The 24632-nt window shown below is 49.0% G+C and carries 27 protein-coding genes and 1 tRNA gene; 9 read left to right on the top strand and 19 right to left on the bottom strand.

Going from position 1 to position 24632, the window contains the following annotated elements:
• Positions 1 to 79: 79 nt before the first annotated feature.
• Positions 80 to 1191, top strand: a protein-coding gene (locus OGV93_RS13150; RefSeq protein ID WP_103928102.1) for an IS3 family transposase whose coding sequence is annotated in 2 segments (ribosomal slippage) — positions 80 to 341 and positions 341 to 1191 — 1113 coding nt in all. Because the reading frame shifts where the segments join, the coding sequence is not laid out codon by codon here.
• 11 nt (positions 1192 to 1202) lie between these two features.
• Here OGV93_RS13150 and OGV93_RS13155 read toward each other — a convergent pair.
• The 4 genes from OGV93_RS13155 to OGV93_RS13170 form a co-directional block, all read right to left on the bottom strand.
• Positions 1203 to 1616, bottom strand: coding sequence for a hypothetical protein (locus tag OGV93_RS13155; protein WP_131381094.1), 414 nt, complete (start codon positions 1614 to 1616; stop codon positions 1203 to 1205).
• Positions 1617 to 1713: 97 nt separating this feature from the next.
• Entirely contained in the window at positions 1714 to 2160 is a 447-nt protein-coding gene (locus OGV93_RS13160; RefSeq protein ID WP_103928100.1) for a hypothetical protein, read from the bottom strand.
• A 3-nt stretch (positions 2161 to 2163) separates the two neighbouring features.
• Entirely contained in the window at positions 2164 to 3699 is a 1536-nt protein-coding gene (locus OGV93_RS13165; protein ID WP_206164821.1) for an S-type pyocin domain-containing protein, read from the bottom strand.
• 203 nt (positions 3700 to 3902) lie between these two features.
• Positions 3903 to 4172, bottom strand: coding sequence for a hypothetical protein (locus OGV93_RS13170; protein WP_103928099.1), 270 nt, complete (start codon positions 4170 to 4172; stop codon positions 3903 to 3905).
• A gap of 923 nt (positions 4173 to 5095) precedes the next feature.
• On the opposite strand from OGV93_RS13170, the gene OGV93_RS13175 reads away from it, so the two are divergent.
• From OGV93_RS13175 to OGV93_RS13185, 3 genes are all read left to right on the top strand, one after another.
• Positions 5096 to 5518: a hypothetical protein gene (locus tag OGV93_RS13175; RefSeq protein ID WP_230852499.1), complete on the top strand. Its 423-nt coding sequence runs from the start codon at positions 5096 to 5098 to the stop codon at positions 5516 to 5518.
• Positions 5515 to 5760: a hypothetical protein gene (locus OGV93_RS13180; protein WP_230852498.1), complete on the top strand. Its 246-nt coding sequence runs from the start codon at positions 5515 to 5517 to the stop codon at positions 5758 to 5760. The genes OGV93_RS13175 and OGV93_RS13180 overlap by 4 nt, the downstream gene beginning before the upstream one ends.
• Before the next feature lie 105 nt (positions 5761 to 5865).
• A complete protein-coding gene (locus OGV93_RS13185; RefSeq protein ID WP_131381092.1) occupies positions 5866 to 6318 on the top strand; it encodes a DUF4756 family protein in 453 nt (150 codons plus the stop codon).
• 47 nt (positions 6319 to 6365) lie between these two features.
• On the opposite strand, the gene OGV93_RS13190 is transcribed toward OGV93_RS13185, so the two are convergent.
• From OGV93_RS13190 to nac, 6 genes are all read right to left on the bottom strand, one after another.
• Positions 6366 to 6659, bottom strand: coding sequence for a hypothetical protein (locus OGV93_RS13190; protein ID WP_103928097.1), 294 nt, complete (start codon positions 6657 to 6659; stop codon positions 6366 to 6368).
• 140 nt (positions 6660 to 6799) lie between these two features.
• Entirely contained in the window at positions 6800 to 7105 is a 306-nt protein-coding gene (locus OGV93_RS13195) for a hypothetical protein (protein WP_103928096.1), read from the bottom strand.
• A 24-nt stretch (positions 7106 to 7129) separates the two neighbouring features.
• Positions 7130 to 7348, bottom strand: a complete 219-nt coding sequence (locus OGV93_RS13200) for a helix-turn-helix transcriptional regulator (protein WP_103928095.1) — start codon at positions 7346 to 7348, stop codon at positions 7130 to 7132.
• A gap of 176 nt (positions 7349 to 7524) precedes the next feature.
• Complete coding sequence (locus OGV93_RS13205; RefSeq protein ID WP_131381090.1) at positions 7525 to 8367, bottom strand: DUF6387 family protein; 843 nt, start codon at positions 8365 to 8367, stop codon at positions 7525 to 7527.
• A 343-nt stretch (positions 8368 to 8710) separates the two neighbouring features.
• Positions 8711 to 9661 carry an HTH-type transcriptional regulator Cbl gene (gene cbl / locus OGV93_RS13210; RefSeq protein ID WP_016152661.1) on the bottom strand — a complete coding sequence of 317 codons (951 nt, stop codon included), beginning with the start codon at positions 9659 to 9661 and terminating at the stop codon, positions 8711 to 8713.
• A 101-nt stretch (positions 9662 to 9762) separates the two neighbouring features.
• The gene (gene nac / locus OGV93_RS13215) at positions 9763 to 10680 is read right to left on the bottom strand and encodes a nitrogen assimilation transcriptional regulator NAC (protein ID WP_016156200.1); all 918 of its coding nucleotides are present in this window, start codon (positions 10678 to 10680) and stop codon (positions 9763 to 9765) included.
• A gap of 60 nt (positions 10681 to 10740) precedes the next feature.
• Between nac and OGV93_RS13220 the strand changes: the two genes are divergently transcribed.
• The 5 genes from OGV93_RS13220 to OGV93_RS13240 all read left to right on the top strand — a co-directional run bounded on the left by OGV93_RS13220 (position 10741) and on the right by OGV93_RS13240 (position 15974).
• Positions 10741 to 10893, top strand: a complete 153-nt coding sequence (locus tag OGV93_RS13220) for a hypothetical protein (RefSeq protein WP_016156199.1) — start codon at positions 10741 to 10743, stop codon at positions 10891 to 10893.
• Between the two features lie 113 nt (positions 10894 to 11006).
• Positions 11007 to 11082, top strand: a tRNA-Asn gene (locus tag OGV93_RS13225).
• 208 nt (positions 11083 to 11290) lie between these two features.
• Positions 11291 to 12607, top strand: a complete 1317-nt coding sequence (gene shiA / locus OGV93_RS13230) for a shikimate transporter (protein ID WP_287109613.1) — start codon at positions 11291 to 11293, stop codon at positions 12605 to 12607.
• 118 nt (positions 12608 to 12725) lie between these two features.
• Entirely contained in the window at positions 12726 to 14180 is a 1455-nt protein-coding gene (locus OGV93_RS13235) for an AMP nucleosidase (protein WP_019076482.1), read from the top strand.
• Positions 14181 to 14195: 15 nt separating this feature from the next.
• On the top strand, positions 14196 to 15974 hold the full coding sequence (locus tag OGV93_RS13240; RefSeq protein ID WP_019076481.1) for an aminopeptidase P family protein: 1779 nt from the start codon (positions 14196 to 14198) through the stop codon (positions 15972 to 15974).
• 55 nt (positions 15975 to 16029) lie between these two features.
• On the opposite strand, the gene ptsG is transcribed toward OGV93_RS13240, so the two are convergent.
• From ptsG to fabG, 9 genes are all read right to left on the bottom strand, one after another.
• On the bottom strand, positions 16030 to 17463 hold the full coding sequence (gene ptsG, locus OGV93_RS13245; protein ID WP_016152655.1) for a PTS glucose transporter subunit IIBC: 1434 nt from the start codon (positions 17461 to 17463) through the stop codon (positions 16030 to 16032).
• 293 nt (positions 17464 to 17756) lie between these two features.
• Positions 17757 to 18554, bottom strand: coding sequence for a metal-dependent hydrolase (locus tag OGV93_RS13250; protein WP_016156196.1), 798 nt, complete (start codon positions 18552 to 18554; stop codon positions 17757 to 17759).
• A gap of 10 nt (positions 18555 to 18564) precedes the next feature.
• Positions 18565 to 19569 (bottom strand): DNA polymerase III subunit delta', encoded by a 1005-nt coding sequence (gene holB, locus OGV93_RS13255; protein WP_016152653.1) that lies wholly within the window; start codon positions 19567 to 19569, stop codon positions 18565 to 18567.
• Complete coding sequence (gene tmk, locus OGV93_RS13260; RefSeq protein WP_016156195.1) at positions 19566 to 20207, bottom strand: dTMP kinase; 642 nt, start codon at positions 20205 to 20207, stop codon at positions 19566 to 19568. The genes holB and tmk overlap by 4 nt, the downstream gene beginning before the upstream one ends.
• Positions 20197 to 21219: a cell division protein YceG gene (gene yceG, locus OGV93_RS13265; RefSeq protein WP_019076480.1), complete on the bottom strand. Its 1023-nt coding sequence runs from the start codon at positions 21217 to 21219 to the stop codon at positions 20197 to 20199. Before yceG ends, tmk begins: the two co-directional genes overlap by 11 nt.
• Positions 21220 to 21221: 2 nt before the next feature.
• On the bottom strand, positions 21222 to 22031 hold the full coding sequence (pabC, locus tag OGV93_RS13270) for an aminodeoxychorismate lyase (RefSeq protein ID WP_200084568.1): 810 nt from the start codon (positions 22029 to 22031) through the stop codon (positions 21222 to 21224).
• A gap of 135 nt (positions 22032 to 22166) precedes the next feature.
• Positions 22167 to 23408, bottom strand: coding sequence for a beta-ketoacyl-ACP synthase II (fabF, locus tag OGV93_RS13275; RefSeq protein ID WP_003036260.1), 1242 nt, complete (start codon positions 23406 to 23408; stop codon positions 22167 to 22169).
• An 85-nt stretch (positions 23409 to 23493) separates the two neighbouring features.
• Positions 23494 to 23730, bottom strand: a complete 237-nt coding sequence (gene acpP / locus OGV93_RS13280) for an acyl carrier protein (RefSeq protein WP_000103754.1) — start codon at positions 23728 to 23730, stop codon at positions 23494 to 23496.
• A gap of 155 nt (positions 23731 to 23885) precedes the next feature.
• On the bottom strand, positions 23886 to 24620 hold the full coding sequence (gene fabG / locus OGV93_RS13285; RefSeq protein WP_016152641.1) for a 3-oxoacyl-ACP reductase FabG: 735 nt from the start codon (positions 24618 to 24620) through the stop codon (positions 23886 to 23888).
• Positions 24621 to 24632: the final 12 nt, after the last annotated feature.

The raw sequence follows: 24632 nt of genomic DNA on the forward strand, positions 1-24632 counted from the left end.
TGTAAGTATCCCGCATAATCGTGCCATCCACATTTAGAGATCATCCGGCATAATCAATCTGCCAACGAAGGAGATCGCTATGCGTAAAGCCCGTTTTACTGAGCATCAGATCATCGCTGTGATTAAGTCGGTTGAAGCCGGACGAACTGTTAACGATGTCTGCCGGGAGGCCGGTATCTCTGAAGCCACCTACTACAACTGGAAGTCCAGATACGGCGGCATGGAGGCTTCTGATATTAAAAAGATCAAGGATCTTGAGGACGAGAACCGACGTCTCAAACAGATGTTTGCCGACCTGAGCCTTGAGAACCGGGCGCTGAAAGACGTTATCGAAAAAAAGCTTTAAAACCAGCCTTTAAGCGTGAGCAGGTCTCTCATCTGATAACGACATTTGGACTCAGTATCCGTCAGGCCTGCCGGAGTCTTAACCTGAGCAGAACGGTTTACCATTACCGTCCGGACACCACGCGTGACGAACCCGTTATTGTCGCGTTGCAGGCAGTGGCCGAGCGATACCCACGATACGGTTTTCCGAAACTTTTTCAGGTTCTGAGGCGGCAGGGACACCCGTGGAATCACAAAAGGATCCACCGTATTTACTGTCTGCTGAAACTGAATTTTCGCCGTAAGGGCAAACAGCGGTTGCCGGTGCGTAATCCTTCGCCACTGGCCACGCCGGAAGCGCTGAACCAGAGCTGGTCTGTCGATTTTATGCATGATGCCCTGGTCTGTGGCCGTCGTTTTCGCACGTTCAATGTCGTTGATGACTTTAACCGTGAGGCGTTGTCGATTGAAATCGATCTGAATCTGCCAGCTCAGCGAGTGGTCCGTGTACTCGACAGGATCGCGGCAAATCGCGGGTATCCGGTCATGCTGCGCATGGATAATGGTCCGGAATTTATCTCTCTGGCACTGGCCGAATGGGCAGAGAAACATGCAGTAAAACTGGAGTTTATCCAGCCAGGTAAGCCGACGCAGAACGCTTTCATTGAGCGCTTTAACCGGACATACCGTACAGAAATACTCGATTTTTATCTGTTCAGAACGCTGAGTGAAGTGCGGGAAATCACGGAAAAATGGTTGTCAGAATATAACTGTGAACGCCCGCATGAATCACTGAACAATATGACACCGGAGGAATACCGACAGCACCATTATTTGGCCGGGCTCTCAAAAAATGCATGGAACTAAAACGGGTCTATTTACAATAACATCGAACCGGAACCTGATCCCATATGAACAATTCTAAGAGAGTTGCTATCATCCAGCCAAAAGGCAAGTTGAGAACCATCAAACCCACTTTCTGCAAATGATACGAGCCTTGATGAAATTTCCTCTGTAATTTCAGTGAGGTCAAACCAATAGTGAATTCCTTTCTGACCTGATGTTGTAAAAGTTATATCTGGATTAATCTCATAATCTGAACTAATCCTTCCATAAGAATAAACTGTAGGATCCCCCATCATTCCTTTTGGCGTTTCAATAAGGCCATCATGAGATTCAACAAGGCCATTTTCATCTATCCACTGATACAACTGCTCGATTTCCTTCGGTATTTTCATATTATTTGATAGTTTCTTAAATTCATTTTGCAGGTCAGAAAGTAAATCACTCACAAATTAGCCCTCAAGATAAAAATCATACTTTTTAAGAATTTTCAATTCGAAGATAGCAAAGCAGCACATGTTCTAAAGCACTGCTCAATATATAGTTTTATGATATCTTGCTTTCAAGATATGACATAAATTCTTTTACCTCATCAATAGTAGTATACCACTCAGAGACCTTTTCCCCATCTGAATACGCATCATATTCTCCAGCATATTCATTTAACTTCCGAATGGAAAAATCTTGTATCTCACCAGCAAAAATCATTTTGTTCTGAATGATAACTTGTGTATTCTTATAATAAAGAACCCATGAAAATATAAAATTAACTGTCTCTGGATTATACATAGATACAGCCAGAACTGAATGATCGCCTTTCTTTAAACCTTGTTTAATAGTCTCAACCCAGCTCTCTTGATATTGCTTAATATTCCAATATGTTAATGGTATTTGCATTCCTTCATCAAAATCACCAATAATTATTTTAGCTGGCAAAACCATCTCATCAAATGCAGATTGAATAGCTTTAGCTTCTGTAAAAATACCAAACATATTTCACCCCTTTATTCTATTTAAATCTTTATCATATGTTCCTAAACGAACGCCTTTTTTACTAATTTTTTTCCAACCATAAGATACGTTGTGTCCATCAACGTCAGGAGTTATGTAATCTTTTCCATTAAAGAATGTAGGTTGTCCGTGCGAGTTAAATGGCACTTTATCCGCTGAAATGCGGCGGTCATAACCAAGCTTTCTGGCTGCTTCCGCCGCTTCTTTCCCTTTAAGAACAGAACTAAGATAAATATAAATTGGTGGAATATTAGGCAGTGGCAGAACAAGAATATAATCCGCAAAATTCTTCTCTTCCGGTGCCGGAGTGGTTGTAGCCCCAATACTGGTATCTTCCGGCAACGGATCAACAATAACAGGGTTTGGTATCCTTACCGGGTTCTGGTTGCCTGTATTTGAAGGAACATTGACACCTGAACTGTCTGGCGTCCAGATGATTGTTATACCCGGATCTTCCTCTGTGGTGAACGTATACGCTTTTCGGCTGCTGTCCCACTCCATTTTACGCACACGCACCATATCCTTACCGGGTGGCGTATGCCAGCCATGAGGAACCGGATTACCTTTATCATCCTGCTCCCATGTATAACGCACACGGCTTGGTGCTTCACGCATCTGTTCCAGACGCATACGGTCAATGAAATCCTGCTCACCGTCATTGAGCCTTCCGGGCATCATTCCCATCACGACTGCGGCGATGGGAGCACCGGGGCCACTGGCAGCAATCCTTCCAAGTCCTGTAGCCATCTCACCCAGTTTTACCGCCCACGTTCCTGACGTAATGGCACTTCCACCTACCAACCCAAGGACACTGGCACCTTCAACAGCCGTCTGAACATTGGCAGCACTCGTCGCTGCGGCTGTTGCCCGCTGGTATTCGATTTCTTCATGATTACCATTCAGCCATTTATACAGGGCGCTTCGCTTTTTCGGCTTTGGAATATCTTCAGCAGGTTTCTTTTTCTTGGCGGTCTGAGCATGTTGGGGAACATCAGTATCGGAAGCTAGATCAGCAGGTGGAACTGCCTGATAAAATGCCATTGCAGCAAAATTAGTATGAGGTTCCTGCTCTTCCCCGGCATCATTACAACCTTCACCACGAAGGCAGGATTTGGCGAATACCCGATTGTGTTCACGTTCTTCCGCCAGTCGCTTTTCTTCAACTTCCTGCTGTTCTTGCTTTTCCCGCAAAGTGACAAGAGCAAGCAATCGCGCTTTTTCTGCCTGCTCTTCGGGCGTATCATCCTTGATATAGCAATCCGGGATTGACTGAATGAACCTTGCCCCACACGGACAGGAACTTACGCTGTCCAGCGTTCCTGCCAGCCTTCTGCCTTCGTCCCATGTATCAGATGTGCCACCCAGAATTTTATACGTTCCCGGATGCTGACCGCACGACACGGCGTCACCTTCCCGCGCACCCGCCACACCATACCAACTTAGCGTTTCATCCCCGGTCAGTATCTTTCCCCCACAGGTAGTCGGATCTCCTACCCGCAGGTAAAACCCCATCGCTCCCATTAGTCTGTTCTCCTGTCCTTAACGACATTACCTGCCAAAATTTCCGGAGTAGGCTCATTAGTGTATTGACGATCCATTTCCTTTTCCTTGTCATTTATGTGGGTTAGTTGATGCAATAATAACCGATTTGTAATTTGACTTAAAAGAGATGTTTGTCATTATGTTACGAAAATCAGACACGGAACAATGGTGATTGATTTAGCTCAGGACATTAATGAATTTACTGTCACTTTACTTATCCCGCTGAGTTCAGAAAATAACCTTCTGTAGCTGTTTATCATTTGTTCTCTGTCCAAATCACCGTCAACCTCTGACAGGAAGTAATAACCGTAATCTTTAATGCAGAAGCTTTCACCACTTTCCAGCATGAGCTTTATTCCGTCTTTATTTACTTCCATATCGTTTGCGATACATGTCATGAAGGGTACTTTTTCGTTTATTTTGAAGACACTTATTATTTTTATGCTTTTCATTGTTTACCTCCCTTTACTGTGTTTGTTATATATTTAAATACCACTTCCCATTGAAAAATCAAATTCAACTTATCATTCAGCACAGGTTTACTTTTTGTTTATCATTCTTTTTTGAAAAGATATTTATCTTATGAGCTAACGCTCATGTGCTGCCGCACGGCTACGCCCTGACTCTGATGTAAAATTGGATTTAATGACTGGCGCATTTTCCATTATTTAATTATAAATACGGAAATGTTCCTTTTACTGAAGATCAGACCCTTCTTTCGATATATAGCATTTATTCTTAAGCTTACAGGAAAACAATATAAACAGTAGCAGTACTTCGTGATTGTTCAAAACAATCACTTCGCTGTAATAACAGAGTAAGGAAAATCACGCAGATAACACCACAGGTGCCATTTTCATAAGGCACAAACAAACTTCAACGTAAAACGTTTTTGAACAGATCAATTAAGAAAAATCCAATGCCACTCATTTTCATTATTGAAAAACTTTTAACACCATCCATAAAACAACAGGTGCCATTCAACAGGCACACATCCCTTTTACTATATTAAACCTATTACTATATTACAGTCGTTATTTTCAATGTAAAACAATGGATTACAGAAAAAAGGTTATAGCTTCCTATAACTAAGGTTATCGATATCTATAACTCAGGTTATAGTTTCCTATAACCCCTGTTAGCAAAAACTATAACTATAGTTCCATACTGAAACTATTATTTAAAACTGGCGGACATTCCACTCTCAATAAACTTATTCCAGTCTGGACGACTCCATGACCATTTCTATTGACCATGATCTATGGATAGCTCTCCATTATTTCAAAACTTTTTCCACTTATTTTTGACTTTGTTATTGATCATAGTGTTTAATCTGTTATGTATTAATAAAAACAATAACAAAAGGAAAAATACAATGACACAGATCGATTTTAACGCCCTCAGTGATTTATCACCGTTCCAGCTAACACAGTATATTGATGACCATCATTTCACCAGTGAACAAAAGGTGTTGATATTTGAGCATTATCACAGCACACATAAAGATACGACCAACATCTATTCAAGAAAAGAAAATATTAAATCTATAAAGAAAGATGTTGATTATGTTCATATGTTTACGAAAAACTTCCAGCAGCTCGCAGAACTGGATATTTCAAAGAATGAGCTAAAAGTCATCGCAAGGATTTTAAATATCATGGAGTTTGGGAACTGCTTTCATATCTCACAGGCAAAGCTATGCCGCGATTTAGATATCAAAAATCAAACATGTCTCTTGTTTTTAAAAAGCTTAAAAAGAAAGGGATCATTATTGATAAGGACGGAGACCTTTTTATGAACTCCAACATATTCCTTAAGGGGCAAGCGCATTCTATCAACGCCAAACAACGACCTAACGTCAAAAAAGCGCAGGGATTTGTTGTTGATGAAAAGGAGGCATTCGAGAACGTTTATACTTTTCAGCCAAATACTGATGAGTGTAGTGATGAAGAGGATAAAAACCAAAGTATTACTGATAATGCAGGCTTAGTGCTACAGCCTGCTGTTATTAATGATAGCTTATTTGATGAGGTTGAATAAATGCTATTTAACCATTGTGGCTTATACCGAGTAGCTCACCTTAATTTGACAGTTATTTTATATCTCGTAGTATAAATATATCACTATTTTATTTATGAGGTATTCATGAAAAACATACAATTAGATAACAGCGACATCATTGATTATTTAAAGACCATTGAGGAGTTAAAGAAATACCCATCTATGGCTGAATACAGACAGCAATATGGTGAGTTACGACGAGATAACGCCCCGACCGCAGTGACAAAGCAATTTTATTCCGCTCATACCATGTTGCGTCGTCTGGATAAAAAGAAAAACAATCTGTTAGGTTCATTTATTTCTGAACTCAATCCGGTGAAAAGGGAACATACCTTAGAGAGCGTAGAGCGCCGCTCATTAGCCAGAGCGCTTATCCGTGAGAAAAGTGATGATGAGATCGTCTCTATGCTTATAAACCAACGCACAGAAGCAGCCCTTGAGCTTCAACGTGCTGTTGAGCAGGGCCTTGAAAAACTTGCAGAACTGACTTCTGCCCGTGAGCATCAGCAAACACCACGCCGTAAAATCTCGCCTTAAAAACACGCTTATCAGCCCCGTTGCAGGGGCTAATACGGTGAGCGACATCATAACGACTCAGCCAGCACTTCATAATGCGTTTTGAACAACGCCTGCTTTACTTCTCTGAAATCGACTTCTGCCAGTTTTTCTTCTGTATTTTCTTTCCAGACAGAATCCCGAAAACATTTTTCAGCCATGATAACTGCCAGCCCGATAAAACTGTTGATAAATTCCGGGTCCATTACCTTGGTATATATCACACGTTGCGTCTCTTCATCTGCCAAGTTAAACATATCTGAATAGATTTGCAATGACATACCAAAGAACATACCCGTTGCTTCATTTTTAAAACTGAACATATTATTACCTCTCTTTCATTAAGGTTTGTTGTTAACATCTGATTTTTTTATGACGCCATTAATATCAGGTATAAGCAACCCTCATCATTAAATGATGGCAGGAACTTATCATGATTATTTAGTCGTCAGGATTTACCTGTTTACAGTAAGAAGATATTTTTATACATATACCGGTGAGTGAATGCCAGTGAATGTAAAAATGCTCTTGCTTTTATCTGGCTTACATTTCTGAACAGACAATATCTACTTTGTTCATCATGTCCTTTATAAAAATGATCTTTCGTCAGATCGATAATAATCTCAATAAACCTGTCCATTTCTTTCCTATTTGCCATCAGCGACTTATAAAACCCCGGCATATCTCCCCTCAGCTTATTTATGTTCTCATTAAATAGCCTTTCTGCCACTGCATTAAACTGCTTTGTTGTTTTTATTTCTAAAATCATAATAACCACCTTATTGTTAACGTTTTACATTGAAACTTCACGTGAGGCCGTAATAGCCTGTTCGATCCATTCGTCCACTTCACTCTCAATAAAAGCAATCGCCCTGATACCTGTTTTTATCTGTGCGGGAAAACGACCTGCCTTAATAAGTTCATAGAGCCACGTTTTGCCGAATCCGGTTCTGTTCATTACCTCGGGCAAACGAATAAGCTTTGGATGTTTTTCTTTATTGGTTTGAATCATATTTATCTCCTGTGTTGTTCGATGAGATAATTGTATGGATTTTTCTTGTGATTTAAGAGAGATGTTCAGAAAAGAGTTTTTTACGCAGATTTTTTTGGAGGATAAAAATAGGGTATATTCAGGTTGAGTGAATGTAGGCGATATCTGCATTGCGCAACACACCGCCTCCGAGAATGTCAGTCCTCGCCGAGTTCATCAGTGATGAGATCCTGAACCTTCCAGTGTCTTCTGTCGTCATATTTATAGGTAAAATCGACAAAAGAGCGATAGCGAACAAGGTCTGTCAGATACTTTACTGCCAGCGGATGGTCCGTAGACTTCATTTTTTCAACGTCACGAATGCCATTTTTAAACTCGTACGGGTAGATAAAGCTGGTTAGTTGCGGCATACCAATCCTGACGTTTTCGTCCTGCGCCCAGAACAGCAGATCCATGATGGGGATGATGTTGTAATCCAGTATCCTTTTGAGGTTGCTGACCCCAAAACGGAAATCTCTGGCTGGAGGCTCAGGAGCCTGTAGCTGTTCTTTCCACTCAGGAACCATGACTTTCAGGTGATTGATGATTTCTTCAGATGACGTTTCCGCCAGATTAATTTGAACCAGCATCAGCCCCTCATTGTTTACCCCGGCTTCCTTCAGATAGTGCGAGACTTCCATATGAGGTAGGGGTTTTCCTTCCGGGTTTACGTATTTATCGAAAGCAGCAACATAACCCGCCACCTCCCATAGCCCTTGGTGTGTGACAGGCTTGACGGCATAGCTCGTAGACAGTCTTTTTTCTGGTCCACCGAAAACATCACCAAAGACGACTTTCCCTTCAATCAGCTCTTCGTAATATTTCTGATGCCTGTTAAGGCTTTCAGGAGACAACTCAGCCCGGTTTTGCTCCATACGATAGGCGATAATCCTGTTCTCTATCTCTTGGAAAAGCTGTTCCACCGTCAAATCATGGAGCACGCTGTAATTTTCAATGTTGAACCATTCATTAACAGCGCTGGCGATCTCCGCTTTGGTCATGAGGCATCTATCCTTCTGGCTTTACTTATCGCTTTGATATGTTATGAGTAAACATATCGGATTTGGTGGCGGTAATCTATTGAACAGAGCAGGAAAAGCAGTGGGATAATCAGTCCAGACATGAAGATCGTTCAGTGAGGCTCAGCAAAGCATGTTGACATAACCAATTGAATATAATTGACATTTTAGCGAAACAAGATTAAAAACGTTGGTAAATATGATGGTAAAAAATCACTCCATCATTTCAATGCCACTAACAACAGAGGGTACAAATGAAGTTCGAGTCCAGTCAGAGGAGCCATATTTAAGAAGCCTGCTTAGGAAACTAAGCAGGCTTCTTGCATTATATCTGATAATCAATCACGGCTTCATCTGGCTCCATCGCCTGGCGCTTGATTTCATCGACGGATAACCCTGCGTTGCATAGCTCAATAAATCGCCAGACATAGTTGCGCTGCAGTTGCCCGCGTTTCAGGCCCAGCCAGACGGTATTTGCATCAAATAAGTGCCGGGTATCCAGACGGGTTAAGCTCCCCTCCTCCTGCTCTCCACTGGATTGTTCTGCCACCAGCCCGATTCCCAGCCCCAGCGACACATAGGTTTTAATCACATCCGAGTCCTGGGCGCTGAGGATAATATCCGGCACTAACCCTTTACGGGCAAATGCCTCATCGATACGGGAACGCCCCGTAATCCCCTGACGATACGTAATTAATGGCCAGTGGGCGATAGATTCCAGTGTGAGAGGAGACGTTTTCACCAAGGGATGATCGTGAGGAACAAGCAGGCTGTGGTGCCAACGAAACCAGGGAAAAGCTACCAACAGCGGATCGCTGCTCAGTCGCTCGCTGGCAATCCCGATGTCTGCCCCACCGTTTTGCAGCAGTACGTCAATCTCCTGCGGTGTACCCTGGATCAGTTCCAGACGTACCTCAGGAAAGAGCTCACGAAAGGCTTTAATCACCGCGGGCAGGCTATAGCGCGCCTGTGTATGCGTGGTGGCAATCGTCAGTACACCGGACGTGTCATTGGTAAACAGATCCGCCAGTCTGCGAACGTTGCTGGCCTCATTCAGAATACGCTCGGCAATAACCAGCAAGGCTTTGCCCGGTTCGGTCATGCCCAGCAGGCGTTTACCGCGACGGATAAAAATCTCAATGCCAAGTTCATCTTCAAGTTCACGAATATGTCGGCTGACTCCCGACTGCGAGGTGTACAGTATATTCGCGACTTCCGTCAGGTTGTAATCCTGACGGGCCGCCTCGCGGATTATTTTAAGTTGCTGGAAATTCACTTTTCGCTCCGGGCGCATCAGACATTACGCTATTGTTAAAGTCTGATGCCCGGCATAACAAATAATAAAAACCCGCATCTTATTCCTGGAGGGAATAAGGTTTAGCTGACCAGCTGTAGCTCGCGGTTTTCCAGTGCCGGACGGCTTACCAGCGACAACAGGATCTCCTTCACGGCCTGTGCCTGCGGCGATAAGCTCCCTCTGGCTGAGACGTTCAGCGATAATGGCAGATTCATCGACGGGGTTGTTATCCGCGCCATCCAGCCGTTCGCTGCATTACATAATGAACGGGCCGCTGACTCAGGCAACACTGTGACGCCCATCCCACTGGCGATGGCAGCCGTTAAGGTGGCGATAGATTCAATTTCGCCAATCACTTTTGCCGTCAGGCGACGAAGCGAAAAAGCTTCATCTACACGCAGGCGAACTGCGCTGTAATCCCGTGGCAAAAACAGATTCATCTGCGCCACCGCGGCTAAATCGACGCTTTGCCCTGGGCAATCACGCGTCCCGACCAGGTACAAATCCTCTTTAAGCAACGGTTGACTGCTGATACCCGCCACGGGTGAGCGCTCGTAGAGCACCGCCATGTCTAAATGCCCACTGAGCAGCTTGTCATTCAGCACCGCCCCACTGTTTTCATGCAAATAGACCAGCACATCGGGCAGCTCTGCTCGTACTGTCTGTAATAACGGCATAGTGATGGCTGACGCCGCCGTCCCCGGCGCCAGGCCAATAGAGACCTGTCCCCCCAGGGTCTGACCTACGTTATTGACCGCAAGTTGCGCCTGCTCGCACTGGCGTAAAATCGTCCGCGCATGGGCATACAACACTTTCCCCGCTTCCGTCGGTGTGACGCCGCGTTTGGTGCGAATCAGCAGTTGCTGATCCAGTTCGCCTTCCAGCGTAGCAACCTGCTGGCTCAGCGCGGGTTGCGCGATATGCAACACTTCCGCTGCCTGGGTCAGGCTACCTATATCGACGATTTTCACGAAATATTTCAGTCGTCTGAAGTTCATTTTGCCTCCTGTCGGAATACCAGAACCCGTGCTGGCAGTCATTAAATTCAGGATTGCAAGATGCTTGCCAGTTTAGTCAGCAGCCGTGTTTTACGGTTAAAACCGCGTAAAGTCAGGCTCAAAGGTGAAGAATGGACTTTTTGCACACCTGAATCTCTCATTCTGGCTGCCCTGGAAGAGGTAGACGCGCACCAGAATGGGGCAAAAGCATAAAAAGACGGAAAGATCGCCGCTTTGCTGATTTTGTCAGCAAACGAACGCACAAATGTATTTCCCCCTTTGACAAGCCTCATCGCCCTCGCTAATATGCGCCTCGTTCAAACGATTCCTCTGTAGTTCAGTCGGTAGAACGGCGGACTGTTAATCCGTATGTCACTGGTTCGAGTCCAGTCAGAGGAGCCAAATTTAGAGAAGCCCGCTTTTAAGCGGGCTTTTTGCTTTTCTGTTTTTCATTCGTCTTATTTTTCATGTAGCCCTCTGGTGAGGGAGATAATCGTTTTCTCTTCCCGTCTGTCGCGGTAATCTCATAACGGTCGTTAATATATCGACTGCAATGTGTGTAGCCCAATTCAAATACTAATAACTAAAAGACAGTACAGACAGGATAACTATGGATTCCACTCTCACCTCCGCGGGTCCCCAAGAGGACGTCTCTTCGCTTCACCGTGCCCGACGCGCTGCGCTTGGTAGCTTCGCTGGCGCCGTGGTCGACTGGTATGATTTTCTGCTTTATGGCATCACCGCCGCACTGGTCTTTAATCGCGAGTTCTTCCCGCAGGTTAGCCCGGCAATGGGAACACTTGCCGCATTTGCCACCTTTGGCGTCGGATTTTTGTTCCGTCCGTTAGGCGGGGTTATCTTCGGCCACTTTGGCGATCGCCTTGGCCGTAAACGCATGCTGATGCTCACCGTCTGGATGATGGGGATTGCCACTGCGCTGATAGGGATTATTCCTTCTTTTGACACTATTGGCTGGTGGGCCCCTGTGCTGCTGGTGACGCTACGCGCCATTCAGGGATTCGCCGTTGGTGGTGAATGGGGCGGCGCGGCGTTGCTCTCGGTCGAAAGCGCGCCGAAAAATAAAAAAGCCTTCTACAGCAGTGGCGTTCAGGTCGGTTACGGCGTCGGACTGCTGCTTTCTACCGGTCTGGTCTCACTGATTAGCTCGCAAACTACCGATGAGCAGTTCCTGAGCTGGGGCTGGCGTATTCCGTTCCTGTTCAGCATCGTACTGGTTTTGGGCGCGTTGTGGATGCGTAACAGAATGGATGAATCAGCCGAATTCGAACAGCAGCAACAGGCAGCGCAACCAGAGAAAAAGCGGTTACCGGTGGTCGAGGCGTTAATCCGCCATCCGGGCTCATTCTTAAAAATTATCGGCTTGCGCTTATGTGAACTACTGACGATGTATATCGTCACCGCGTTTGCCCTTAATTACTCTACGCAGAACCTGGGCCTACCCCGCGAGCTGTTTCTGAATATCGGTTTGTTAGTGGGAGGACTGAGTTGTCTCACCATCCCCTGCTTTGCCTGGCTTGCCGACCGCTTTGGTCGACGGCGCGTGTACATTACCGGTGCACTGGTCGGTACGCTGAGCGCCTTCCCGTTCTTTATGGCGCTGGAAGCACAGTCTATTTTCTGGATCGTGTTCTTCGCGATTATGTTGGCCAATATTGCGCACGATATGGTGGTCTGCGTACAACAGCCTATGTTTACCGGTTTGTTTGGCGCAAGTTATCGCTACAGCGGCGCAGGCGTTGGCTATCAGGTGGCAAGTGTGGTTGGCGGTGGTTTTACCCCCTTCATTGCTGCGGCACTGGTGACATTCTCTGGAGGAGAATGGCACAGCGTGGCCATTTATCTGATGGCCGGGTGTCTTATTTCCGCCGCCACTGCATTGCTGATGCGGGATAAGCAGCACAGTTAAGCCCTGATGCGAAGGTCATTCGACCTTCGCACAATCTTCCTCTACGTCTGACTTTTGTTTCATATTCCTGTGACATACTATCGGGAGAGCAGTACATCTGTGGAACAAGGAGACAGACATGAACAATAAGGGCTCCAGCCTGACCCCAACTCAGGCACTGGATAAACTGGACGCGCTGTACGAGCAGTCGGTTAAAGCACTGCGTAGCGCCATTGGTAAGTACATTGAAACAGGGACGCTCCCTGACATAATCGCCCGCCATAATGGTCTTTTTGTTTACCCATCGCTTTGTGTCACCTGGGATGGCAGCGCCACCAATCCCCCGAAAACCCGTGCCTATGGCCGTTTTACCCATGCGGGCAGCTATACCACTACGATCACCCGTCCGTCGCTTTTTCGTCCCTATCTTGAAGAACAACTCACGCTGCTGTATCAGGATTATGATGCGCATATCTCCGTCGATCCGTCGCAGCATGAAATCCCTTATCCCTATGTGATCGACGGTTCTGAACTGACGCTCGACCGCTCAATGAGCGCCGGATTAACGCGCCATTTCCCCACTACCGAGTTGTCACAAATCGGCGACGAAACAGCCGACGGTACCTATCATCCGGCGGAATTCTCCCCGCTGTCGCACTTCGACGCCCGACGAGTAGATTTTTCGCTCGCACGACTGCGTCACTACACGGGAACGCCGGTTGAACATTTCCAGCCATTTGTGCTATTCACCAACTACACCCGCTATGTCGATGAGTTCGTGCGCTGGGGCTGCAGCCAGATCCTCGATCCGAACAGCCCCTATATCGCGCTGTCATGCGCAGGCGGGATCTGGATCACCGCTGAAACGGAAGCTCCGGAAGAGGCCATCTCCGATCTCGCCTGGAAGAAACATCAGATGCCCGCCTGGCATTTAATCACCGCCGACGGTCAGGGGATCACGCTGGTCAATATCGGCGTTGGCCCGTCTAACGCTAAAACCATTTGTGATCATCTGGCCGTACTGCGCCCTGACGTCTGGCTGATGATTGGACACTGTGGCGGCCTGCGCGAAAGTCAGGCGATTGGCGACTATGTTCTGGCCCACGCTTATCTGCGTGACGACCATGTGCTGGATGCCGTACTACCGCCGGATATTCCGATTCCGAGCATTGCGGAAGTACAACGCGCACTGTATGACGCCACCAAAGAAGTCAGCGGCATGCCCGGCGAAGAAGTTAAACAGCGCCTGCGTACCGGTACCGTCGTCACCACCGACGATCGCAACTGGGAGTTACGCTATTCCGCTTCTGCGCTGCGTTTTAACCTCAGTCGCGCGGTGGCTATTGATATGGAAAGCGCCACCATCGCCGCCCAGGGCTACCGCTTCCGCGTCCCTTACGGCACACTGCTGTGCGTTTCCGATAAACCGCTGCACGGCGAGATCAAACTGCCTGGTCAGGCCAACCGTTTTTATGAAGGTGCCATTTCCGAGCACCTGCAAATAGGTATCCGGGCAATCGATCGTCTGCGTGCTGAAGGCGATCGACTGCACTCCCGTAAATTACGTACGTTCAACGAACCGCCGTTCCGTTAAGGCCTGAAGGTAACTATGCACAACTCAACTCCTCTTTCCGCTCTGCGCAACCTGCTGTTAGCGCAAGGGCTGGATGGCATGATTGTTCCGCGCGCCGACGCTCACCAAAGCGAAGATTGTACACCGCATGACAATAAGCTGGCCTGGCTGACCGGTTTTAGCGGCTCCGCTGGTCTCGCGTTGGTCCTGCGCGACCGCGCATTAATGTTTGTCGATGGACGCTATCAGGTCCAGGTGCGCAATGAAGTCTCGCTGGATGATTTTGAAATTCACCATTTACATGACGAACCGCTGGCCGATTATTTGCAGTCTCACGTTGCTGCCGGCGCGCGTATCGGCTTTGAACCGTTGCTGATGGTCAACAGCCAGTTTGAAGCACTGTCGGCGACCCATTGCGAGCTGGTGTCTCTTGAGCAAGATCCTTTCGACCAGGTATGGCTTGACCGCCCGGCTGCACCCTGCGGCATCATTCGTGAAATGCCCATTGAAATCAGCGGGGAAAGCAGCACACAAAAACGAACCCGCGTCGTGGATCTGCTCACGCAACAACAGGCCGACGTTCTGGCGATCACGTTGCCGGATAACATTGCCTGGCTGCTGAATGTGCGCGGTTCCGATCTGCCAATGGTGCCAGTGCCGTTTTCGTTCGCCCTGCTCCATCGCAGCGGCGAGCTGGAATGGTTTGTGGATAGCAACAAAACACAGCAGCTCCCTGCTGCACTGCTGAATACGCTCACGCTGGCCCCACAAGAGAGTTTTCTTGCCCGCTGCCAGCAGTTAGCCAAAGGGAAACGCTTTTTGGTCGATAAAGACTACGCCCCGGTCGCGCTGCGTTTTGCCATTGTAGAACACGGCGGCGAAGTCTTATGGGCACCCGATCCCATCACCTTGATGAAAGCGCACAAGAATGACGTTGAACTGGCGGGTTATCGGGAATGCCATGAACAAGATGGCGCGGCCTGGGTTAACTTTCTGGCATGGCTTACGCATGAAGTTCCCTTGCGCGAAGCGGCAGGCAATCCGGTCACTGAGCTGGAAGCGCAGGCCAGGCAACTGGAATTTCGCCAGCAGCAGCCGGGATTTATCGAGCAAAGCTTCAACACGATTTCGGCCTCAGCCAGCAATGCCGCAATGTGCCATTACCATTCCAGCGAAAAAACCAATACGCCCATTACCTCTCAGGCCATGTATCTGAATGATTCCGGCGGCCAGTACCATAATGGTACGACGGATACAACGCGCACCCTCGCGTTTGGTCCACAGGATCCGCAGCGTCGTCTGCATTACACCGCTGTGTTGAAAGGCTTTTTGTCGCTTATCTCACTGCAATTTCCCAGCGGCACTCAGGGTCATCAACTGGATGCCTTTAGCCGTCGGGCGCTGTGGGATCTGGGTCTGGATTTTGATCACGGTACGGGACACGGCGTAGGCCATCAGCTCCTGATCCATGAGCAGCCCCATCGCATTGCCAAAAAAGTAAACCCCTGGCCTCTGGTCGCGGGCAATATCATTACCATCGAGCCGGGTTATTATCTGGCCGGAGAATATGGGATCCGTATTGAGAATCAGGTGGAGATTATCAACAGTCGTCCTGGCTTCTGTCGCTTCTCAACGCTGACGCTGGTGCCGATTGATTTAAGTCTGGTTGAACTGCATCTGCTAAGTGAGGCTGAAAAGCAGTGGATTGATGATTACCACCAGCAGGTCAGAGAGACGTTATCCCCACGCGTGAACGCAGAGGCTCGTCCGTGGTTGTTCGCCGCCACTGCGCCGATTCGCGTTCAGGCCAATTAATGCATTAAAAAAGGCAGCCCGCAGGCTGCCTTAATTCTCCCCAACTTTTTACTGCTTAGCTGTGACGGATGTACTCATCCATTTCAGTTTTCAGGTTATCGGACTTAGTACCGAAGATAGCCTGAACACCGGAACCCGCCACTACAACGCCCGCCGCACCCAGTTTCTTCAGGCCAGCCTGATCCACTTTGGCAACGTCAGCGACGCTGACACGCAGACGAGTGATGCACGCATCGAGGTTAGTGATGTTTTCTTTACCGCCGAATGCCGCAACCAGGGCCGGAGCCATTTCGCCGGACGCACCCGCTTTGGTGTCTTCGGTAGCATCTTCACGACCCGGAGTTTTCAGGTCCAGCGCTTTGATCAGCACACGGAAGATGGTGTAGTAAACAATCGCATAACCGATACCGACAATCGGGAACAGCCACAGTTTGCTGCTGTTACCGGACAGAACGATAAAGTCGATCAGACCGTGGGAGAACGACGTACCGTCACGCATACCCAACAGGATACAGATCGGGAATGCCAGACCAGCCAGAATTGCGTGGATGATGTACAGGATCGGTGCCACAAACATGAACGAGAACTCGATCGGTTCGGTAATACCGGTCAGGAACGAGGTCAGCGCCGCGGAGATCATGATACCGCCCACTTTCGCGCGGTTTTCTGGTTTAGCAGAGTGCCAGATAGCGATAGCGGCAGCCGGCAGACCGTACATTTTGAACAGGAAGCCACCAGACAGTTTGCCCGCAGTCGGGTCACCCGCCATATAGCGAGGGATATCGCCGTGGAATACCTGGCCCGCAGCGTTGGTGTATTCACCGATCTGCATCTGGAATGGAACGTTCCAGATATGGTGCAGACCAAACGGCACCAGGCAGCGTTCAATGAAGCCATAGATACCGAACGCTACGACCGGGTTCTGGTATGCAGCCCACTGGGAAAACGTCTGAATAGCAGTCCCGATCGGCGGCCAAATGAAGGACAGAACCACACCGGTGAAGATAGCGGCCAGACCAGAAATGATAGGAACGAAGCGCTTACCCGCAAAGAAGCCAAGATACTCAGGCAATTTGATACGGTAGAAACGGTTGAACATATACGCTGCAATCGCACCGGAGATAATCCCCCCGAGAACACCCGTATCAGCAAGGTGTTTAGCTGCGATCTCTTCAGCAGGTAAATGCAGAACCAGCGGCGCAACAACAGCCATGGTCTTAACCATAATGCCGTAGGCAACAACGGATGCCAGTGCAGATACGCCGTCGTTATTGGTGAAGCCTAACGCGACACCGATGGCAAAAATCAGCGGCATGTTTGCAAAAACAGAACCGCCTGCTTCTGCCATTACGTGCGATACAACGGCTGGCAGCCAGCTGAAGTTAGCGGAACCGACACCCAGCAGGATACCTGCAATCGGGAGTACGGATACCGGCAGCATCAGCGATTTACCGACCTTTTGCAGGTTAGCAAATGCATTCTTAAACATAATTGAGAGTGCTCCTGAGTATTTGTGCTTTTCTACGTTCTCACGCATTAGCGAGGGGGGAGAACCTCGCCGTGTACAGGGCATCTAAGTACCCTTTATTTATTACACAGAGTAAAATAATTCAGTTTGTTTTTGTTTGACGGCTATCACAATTCAGTCGTGGATGGCCGTAAAATCCGCACATTCCGATAAAATGCGTTTCTGAATGTGTCAAACCGGTTATTCACCGCCCATTTTGAGGCGGTGAACTTTACTCGCTTTGCTTATTAATTACGAGCTTTAAAAAAAGTCAGTTAACGAACGGATTGCAGGCGAGAAGCGTCGATGTGAAACAGGCGGGCAAAGTTATCAGTGGTTGCCTGCGCCAGTTCTTCAACGGCAACACCTTTCACTACGGCCATATACTCCGCAACGTCACGGGTCATGGCAGGCTGGTTCTCTTTTCCACGATGCGGTACAGGCGCAAGGTAGGGAGAATCCGTCTCAACCAGCAACCTATCCAGAGGAACATAGCGGGCGGCATCACGGAGCTGATCTGCGTTACGGAACGTGACGATGCCGGAAAACGAGATATAAAATCCGAGGTCCAGCAATTTGCCCGCCGTTTCTCTGTCTTCTGTAAAACAGTGTAGTACGCCACCACAATCCGTCACTTTTTCTTCGCGCAGAATAGACAGCGTATCGGCCCGCGCATCGCGGGTATGTACGATAACTGGCTTTTGTAACTCACGGCCAATCTGAATATGATGGATAAAAGATTCCTGCTGGCGCACCTTTGTTTCCGGCGTATAGAAATAGTCCAGCCCGGTTTCCCCCATCGCCACAACGCCCTCTTCGGCGGCAAAACGGCGCAGGTCTTCAACATCATAGGCTTCATCCTGATTTAACGGATGCACGCCGCAGGAGAACACCACATTGTCACGTTCACCGACCAGTTCGCGCATACTGCGGTATCCTGGCAGAGTGGTCGCGACGGCAAGACAGAATTTCACATCGCGTGCGGCTGCTTTCGCCAGCACGTCATCCACGTCCTTATGCAGAGATTGATAATCCAGGCCATCAAGATGGCAGTGTGAGTCGACTAAAAACATAATGTCTCTCTCAAAGATGGGGAACAGGCAGTACGGTGCCTGGTTGCAGGTAATGCTCAATACGCAGGATAAGATCGGTTAACACCAGTTCACGGTTTACGCCTGTTACGTTCAGCAACTGCTGACGGCAATGACAAACGTCACCGAGTATCGCCTGTATCCGGGCGACGGATAACCGTTCTGCGATAGAAGATATCAGGTCCAGCGCATCAGGATTGGTTAAATGGGAAACCCCATACGGACGCTTCAAGGCATCCGTCAACAACGTTGCCAGCCAGTGTAAACGGGCGGCGGCCTGATCGTGGTTTAACGCCGCGAGCAGGATATACCAGTCACCTGCGTTTAATGTGTTTGCCAGTGCCGCACAAAAATCTGTGCGATGCGCCCAGCTTTCAGCCTGTAACAACGAGAGTGCCGCACCAGGCGAACCCGCGCTCAGGCGTAATGCGCTCAACAGAGCTTCTGGAGATGCGGTCACTTCGCGGGCGAGCCAGGAGATTGCGTACGACTCAGCCGGCGGCGCAAGATGGTGTAACCGGCAGCGGCTGCGCAATGTCGCCAGCAATCGCGCAGGCTCTGTGCTGGCGAGGAAAAACCAGGTTTGTGCAGGCGGTTCTTCCAGCGTTTTTAGCAGAGCATTGGCAGCAGCATCAGTTAACTGGGCAGCATCAGGGATCCACACCACTTTCGCACCGCCAAGGCGTGAATGCTCGTACAGCTTTTCACTCACTTCACGTACCGCATCAACCCCCAGCGTGCTTTTGCCTTTTTCCGGCAGCAGCGAATAGTAATCAGGATGCGTCCCCGCCTGCATCAATTGACAGCCCCGGCAGTGTCCGCAGCTTTTATGCCCTTCCGGCTGCTGGCACATTAAATAGCGACTGAGCGCGTAAATCAGCGCGTCGTCACCCATTCCGGGTAATGCCTGAATCAGTAACGCATGGTGACCACGACCCGCCTGGTAGCTGGCTACCAGTTTTTCAAAATCTGGCCGTAACCATGGGTACCATTTCATGCGCCCTGCTCCTGCACCCACTGGGTGATGGTATTGCGGATATCAGCCATCACAGCTTCCAGCGGCTGCGTAGCGTCGATGGTACGAATGCTGGCATCTTTGGCAGCCAGTTCAAGATAGCGCGCGCGGGTGCGATTAAAGAAATCGAAAGATTCCTGCTCAATACGATCCAGCTCGCCGCGCGCACGGGCACGCTTCAATCCGACTTCTGGAGTCACGTCCAGATAGAGCGTCAGGTCCGGGCGAAAATCACCGAGCACAGCATCGCGCAGGGTTGCCAGCATGTTTTGATCGATGCCGCGTCCGCCCCCCTGATACGCCTGGGTCGACAAATCGTGACGGTCGCCAATTACCCATGCGCCTTTTGCCAGCGCAGGTTTAATAACGGTTTCGACCAGCTGTACGCGCGCGGCGTAAAACATCAGAACTTCAGCTTTGTCAGTGATGACCTCGTCACCCACCGACTTAATGTCCAGCACCAGACTTCTTAGTTTCTCCGCGAGCTGAGTTCCCCCCGGTTCGCGGGTAAAAACCATGTCACGAATACCGAGTTGCTCAAGTGTCTCTACCACCACGTTACGCGCAGTGGTTTTTCCGGCGCCTTCCAGGCCCTCGATGACGATATAGTTACTGCCCATTTTTTTCCTTAAGCACTTTCAGGTAATCCTGCACGGACCGGTTGTGGCTGGCAAGATTGGTGTTAAACGTGTGACCGCCTTTACCGTCAGCCACGAAATAGAGGTACGGCGTTTTTGCCGGATGCGCCGCGGCCTGCAATGAGGCCTCTCCCGGCATGGCAATCGGGCCAGGCGGCAGCCCCGTAATGGTATAAGTGTTATAGGCGGTCGGGGTATCTAAATCCACACGCGACAACTTGCCATTATACCGTGACCCCATCCCGTAAATCACCGTCGGATCGGTCTGTAAACGCATGCCAATCCGTAAGCGGTTAATAAAGACGGAAGCCACCTGGTCACGCTCGCTGGCAACCGCAGTCTCTTTTTCGATAATAGAGGCCATGGTTACCAGCTGATTTTTGTCCTGATAAGGCAGGCCTTCAGCGCGCCCTTCCCAGACCGAGTCTACCGCTTTAACCATTTTCTGATGCGCGCGTTTTAGCAACGCCACGTCGGTTGTATTGGCGGTATACATCCAGGTATCTGGCCAGAACCAGCCTTCTACCCATTGCGGGTTCTCCAGCTTCAGCGCCTGAGCAACGGTCTCGTAATTATCATCGCTCAGCGTATGTTTGATGTACGGGGCGTCGCGCAGTTGCTTGAGGTAGTCGCTCAGACGCATCCCTTCAACCAGACGTAACGGGAACTGCGCCTCTTTACCGCTTTCCAGCAGCTGCAACATGTCCCGTACCGTCATGTCGGGCGTAAAACGGTAGGTTCCGGCTTTAAAATGCGACAGTTCGGGCTCCACACGCAGCAGCCACTGGAACACACGCGGACGATTGATAACGTTGTCCGCATACAACTGTTCACCGAGAGCCAGACGGCCCGTACCTGCTTTCAGCGTAAAAATCGTCTCTTCTTTAATCAATAACTTACTGTCCGCCAGATGGCGAACTTTCCACATTCCCACTCCCGCAGCTATGCCCAGCACAACCAGCAATAACAGGACAACAAGTAACAGTTTTTTCATGACTAATTCGGGTGCTCACAAAGTGGGGCTAAAAAATCGAACAACATACGTGCAGACAGCAGCGTGTCGCCACAAGTGCGTACGGGAATAACAGGCATTAACGCATTACAGACGACGATTTCATCGGCCTGCATAACCTCTTCCAACCCGGCATACACTTCGACAATGCTGAACGGCGATTGTGCCAGCATCCGGATACAGAATTGTCGCATAATGCCGTTCACTCCGGCCTGATCCAGCCGGGGAGTGTAAACCACATCCCCCTTACGCCAGAACAAATTAGCCGCACAGCATTCCGTAACCCATCCCTCACTGTCAAGAACCAGTGCTTCATCAGCTGCCGTCTGCTCAAGATGAGAGCGAATCAACACCTGTTCCAGTCTATTCAGGTGCTTAAGTCCGGCAAGCAACGGATTACGCCCCAGACGCACTGGACTTAACGCCAGCGTTATCCCCTCCAGTCGCCAACGATCGTAATGATCGGGCCAGGCTGAAACAGAGAGAATACGTGTGGCACTGCGACAGTTTGCGCCGCTGTAACCACGGCCACCGCTACCACGGCTGATAATCACTTTTAACACGCCCCGCGCATGCCCTTGCGCCAGCATTTTCATTTCACTTTGCAGCTCTGACCAATCTTCGAAAGAGATCAGCAATTTTTGGCAGGCGTCTTGTAAACGCGCAAGATGCGCTGCAAAGAGGCAAATTTCGCCGTCAATAATACGCGCAGTGGTAAAACAGCCATCACCGAATTGGGTCGCTCGATCGCTTGCGGCCAGCATATTCTGCTCGCAGCCATTAATTAAGAACATGGTGGCTCCTTATTTCTGGTCCGCTAGTTTGGCAGGATGAACAACACAGGACAAGGGTGGAAAACCGAATAAAAAAAGGCCCGACAAGCGGACCTTTTTAAATTGCTATCGATGCTAACGCACCACCTGGCAGACTTAAATCTTTTTAAAGATCAACGAACCGTTAGTCCCGCCAAAGCCGAAGGAGTTACACAGTGCGTACTCCAGACCACTAACCTGACGCGCTTCGTGAGGTACGAAGTCCAGGTCACAACCTTCATCCGGGTTATCCAGGTTGATGGTTGGCGGAATAGCCTGATCGCGCAGCGCCAGGATAGAGAAAATAGACTCTACCGCGCCCGCCGCACCCAACAGGTGTCCGGTCATGGATTTAGTGGAGCTTACCATCACACGGCTTGCCGCATCGCCAAAGACAGATTTCACTGCCTGGGTTTCGGCTTTATCGCCAGCAGGAGTAGACGTGCCATGCGCGTTGACATAGCCAATCTGACCCGCTTCTATAGCCGCATCGCGTAGTGCGTTGACCATTGCCAGCGCAGCGCCCGCACCGTTTTCAGGTGGTGATGTCATGTGGTAAGCATCACTGCTCATGCCAAAACCAACGACTTCAGCATAGATTTTTGCACCGCGCGCTTTCGCATGCTCGTACTCTTCCAGTACCACCATGCCTGCGCCGTCGCCCAGCACAAAGCCATCACGTTCTTTATCCCACGGACGGCTTGCCGCTTGCGGGTTATCATTACGTGTAGACAGCGCACGTGCCGCACCAAAACCACCCACGCCCAGCGGGGTACTGGCTTTTTCTGCACCACCCGCAACCATCGCGTCTGCATCGCCGTATGCAATGATACGTGCTGCATGACCAATGTTATGCACACCTGAAGTACAGGCGGTCGCAATGGAGATGCTTGGCCCTTGCAGGCCGTACATGATGGTCAGGTGACCTGCCACCATGTTAACAATCGTTGACGGAACGAAGAACGGGCTGATCTTACGTGGACCGCCATTCACCAAAGAGGTGTGGTTTTCTTCGATCAATCCGAGACCGCCAATACCAGAGCCGATAGCGGCGCCAATACGGTGAGCGTTCTCTTCCGTAATTTCGAGACCAGAATCCTGCATGGCCTGAACGCCAGCGACAATTCCATATTGAATGAAAGCATCCATCTTACGCTGTTCTTTGCGCGAGATAATGTCTTCACAGTTAAAATCCTTTACTAAGCCAGCAAATTTCGTTGCATAGGCGCTAGTATCGAAATGGTCGATCAGGCTGATGCCACTCTGACCGGCAAGGAGAGCTTTCCAGGTAGACTCTACGGTATTGCCGACAGGAGACAACATGCCCAGTCCGGTCACAACTACACGACGCTTAGACACGGTTGTCCTCCAGGGAGGGAAAATAATTCAAGTGGGATAAAAAGATAAAACTCAGGCGGTCGAATGACCGCCTGGAGATGTTCACTTACGCCTGGTGGCCGTTGATGTAATCAATGGCAGCCTGAACGGTAGTGATTTTCTCAGCTTCTTCGTCCGGAATCTCAGTATCAAACTCTTCTTCCAGAGCCATTACCAGCTCAACGGTGTCAAGAGAATCTGCGCCCAGGTCTTCAACGAAGGAAGCATTGTTGGTTACTTCTTCCTGCTTAACGCCCAGCTGTTCGCCGATAATTTTCTTAACGCGTTCTTCGATAGTGCTCATACTCTTAAATTTCCTATCAAAACTCGCTTTCGCGATGGTTTTCGTAGTGTATAAAATGTTGAAAAATTTGCAACTAAATCCCGGCAGGTCTTACCACGATTTTACGTTATTTTGAGGGCATTCACCCTAATAACGCAAATTTTTTTATCTCGTGGTTAAACCATGTACATCCCGCCGTTGACGTGCAAAGTCTCACCTGTGATGTAACTTGCTTCGTCAGAAGCTAAAAATGCAACCGCACTGGCGATTTCCTGAGCGCCGCCAAGGCGACCCGCAGGAACCTGCGCCAGAATACCCGCACGCTGATCATCAGACAGCGCACGCGTCATGTCCGTTTCAATAAAGCCCGGAGCAACAACGTTTACAGTAATGCCACGAGACGCAACTTCGCGCGCCAGTGATTTACTGAAGCCGATCAGACCCGCTTTCGCCGCAGCGTAGTTAGCCTGACCCGCATTTCCCATGGTACCAACCACAGAACCGATAGTGATAATACGCCCATGACGCTTTTTCATCATAGCTCGCATTACCGCTTTTGACAGACGGAAAACAGATGACAGGTTGGTTTCGATGATATCGTTCCACTCGTCATCTTTCATGCGCATTAACAGGTTATCACGAGTAATCCCGGCATTATTGACCAGGATATCGACTTCACCAAATTCTGCGCGAATATTTCCCAGAACAGATTCGATAGATGCCGGATCGGTCACATTCAACATCAGACCCTTACCATTTGCACCTAAGTAATCGCTAATGGCCTGCGCACCGCTTTCGCTGGTTGCAGTACCGATAACTTTCGCGCCACGGGCAACGAGTGTTTCAGCAATTGCGCGGCCAATGCCACGGCTTGCACCGGTAACCAGCGCGACTTTTCCTTCAAAACTCATGGTCTTCCTCTT

Source organism: Citrobacter sp. Cb031, assembly GCF_030336725.1.
In the GTDB taxonomy this organism is placed as follows: Bacteria; Pseudomonadota; Gammaproteobacteria; order Enterobacterales; family Enterobacteriaceae; genus Citrobacter; species Citrobacter braakii.

What these genes read in the sequence shown, in the direction of transcription:
- tmk (WP_016156195.1), bottom strand. Translation starts at nt 20,207, where the DNA reads ATGGGCAGTAACTATATCGTCATCGAGGGCCTGGAAGGCGCCGGAAAA.
- OGV93_RS13180 (WP_230852498.1), top strand. Translation starts at nt 5,515, where the DNA reads ATGAACTCCAACATATTCCTTAAGGGGCAAGCGCATTCTATCAACGCC.
- nac (WP_016156200.1), bottom strand. Translation starts at nt 10,680, where the DNA reads ATGAACTTCAGACGACTGAAATATTTCGTGAAAATCGTCGATATAGGT.
- OGV93_RS13175 (WP_230852499.1), top strand. Translation starts at nt 5,096, where the DNA reads ATGACACAGATCGATTTTAACGCCCTCAGTGATTTATCACCGTTCCAG.
- shiA (WP_287109613.1), top strand. Translation starts at nt 11,291, where the DNA reads ATGGATTCCACTCTCACCTCCGCGGGTCCCCAAGAGGACGTCTCTTCG.
- yceG (WP_019076480.1), bottom strand. Translation starts at nt 21,219, where the DNA reads ATGAAAAAACTGTTACTTGTTGTCCTGTTATTGCTGGTTGTGCTGGGC.
- OGV93_RS13160 (WP_103928100.1), bottom strand. Translation starts at nt 2,160, where the DNA reads ATGTTTGGTATTTTTACAGAAGCTAAAGCTATTCAATCTGCATTTGAT.
- acpP (WP_000103754.1), bottom strand. Translation starts at nt 23,730, where the DNA reads ATGAGCACTATCGAAGAACGCGTTAAGAAAATTATCGGCGAACAGCTG.
- OGV93_RS13235 (WP_019076482.1), top strand. Translation starts at nt 12,726, where the DNA reads ATGAACAATAAGGGCTCCAGCCTGACCCCAACTCAGGCACTGGATAAA.
- OGV93_RS13190 (WP_103928097.1), bottom strand. Translation starts at nt 6,659, where the DNA reads ATGTTCAGTTTTAAAAATGAAGCAACGGGTATGTTCTTTGGTATGTCA.
- OGV93_RS13205 (WP_131381090.1), bottom strand. Translation starts at nt 8,367, where the DNA reads ATGACCAAAGCGGAGATCGCCAGCGCTGTTAATGAATGGTTCAACATT.
- OGV93_RS13185 (WP_131381092.1), top strand. Translation starts at nt 5,866, where the DNA reads ATGAAAAACATACAATTAGATAACAGCGACATCATTGATTATTTAAAG.
- OGV93_RS13220 (WP_016156199.1), top strand. Translation starts at nt 10,741, where the DNA reads ATGCTTGCCAGTTTAGTCAGCAGCCGTGTTTTACGGTTAAAACCGCGT.
- OGV93_RS13200 (WP_103928095.1), bottom strand. Translation starts at nt 7,348, where the DNA reads ATGATTCAAACCAATAAAGAAAAACATCCAAAGCTTATTCGTTTGCCC.
- pabC (WP_200084568.1), bottom strand. Translation starts at nt 22,031, where the DNA reads ATGTTCTTAATTAATGGCTGCGAGCAGAATATGCTGGCCGCAAGCGAT.
- fabG (WP_016152641.1), bottom strand. Translation starts at nt 24,620, where the DNA reads ATGAGTTTTGAAGGAAAAGTCGCGCTGGTTACCGGTGCAAGCCGTGGC.
- ptsG (WP_016152655.1), bottom strand. Translation starts at nt 17,463, where the DNA reads ATGTTTAAGAATGCATTTGCTAACCTGCAAAAGGTCGGTAAATCGCTG.
- OGV93_RS13170 (WP_103928099.1), bottom strand. Translation starts at nt 4,172, where the DNA reads ATGAAAAGCATAAAAATAATAAGTGTCTTCAAAATAAACGAAAAAGTA.
- OGV93_RS13195 (WP_103928096.1), bottom strand. Translation starts at nt 7,105, where the DNA reads ATGATTTTAGAAATAAAAACAACAAAGCAGTTTAATGCAGTGGCAGAA.
- OGV93_RS13240 (WP_019076481.1), top strand. Translation starts at nt 14,196, where the DNA reads ATGCACAACTCAACTCCTCTTTCCGCTCTGCGCAACCTGCTGTTAGCG.
- OGV93_RS13165 (WP_206164821.1), bottom strand. Translation starts at nt 3,699, where the DNA reads ATGGGAGCGATGGGGTTTTACCTGCGGGTAGGAGATCCGACTACCTGT.
- OGV93_RS13250 (WP_016156196.1), bottom strand. Translation starts at nt 18,554, where the DNA reads ATGTTTTTAGTCGACTCACACTGCCATCTTGATGGCCTGGATTATCAA.
- holB (WP_016152653.1), bottom strand. Translation starts at nt 19,569, where the DNA reads ATGAAATGGTACCCATGGTTACGGCCAGATTTTGAAAAACTGGTAGCC.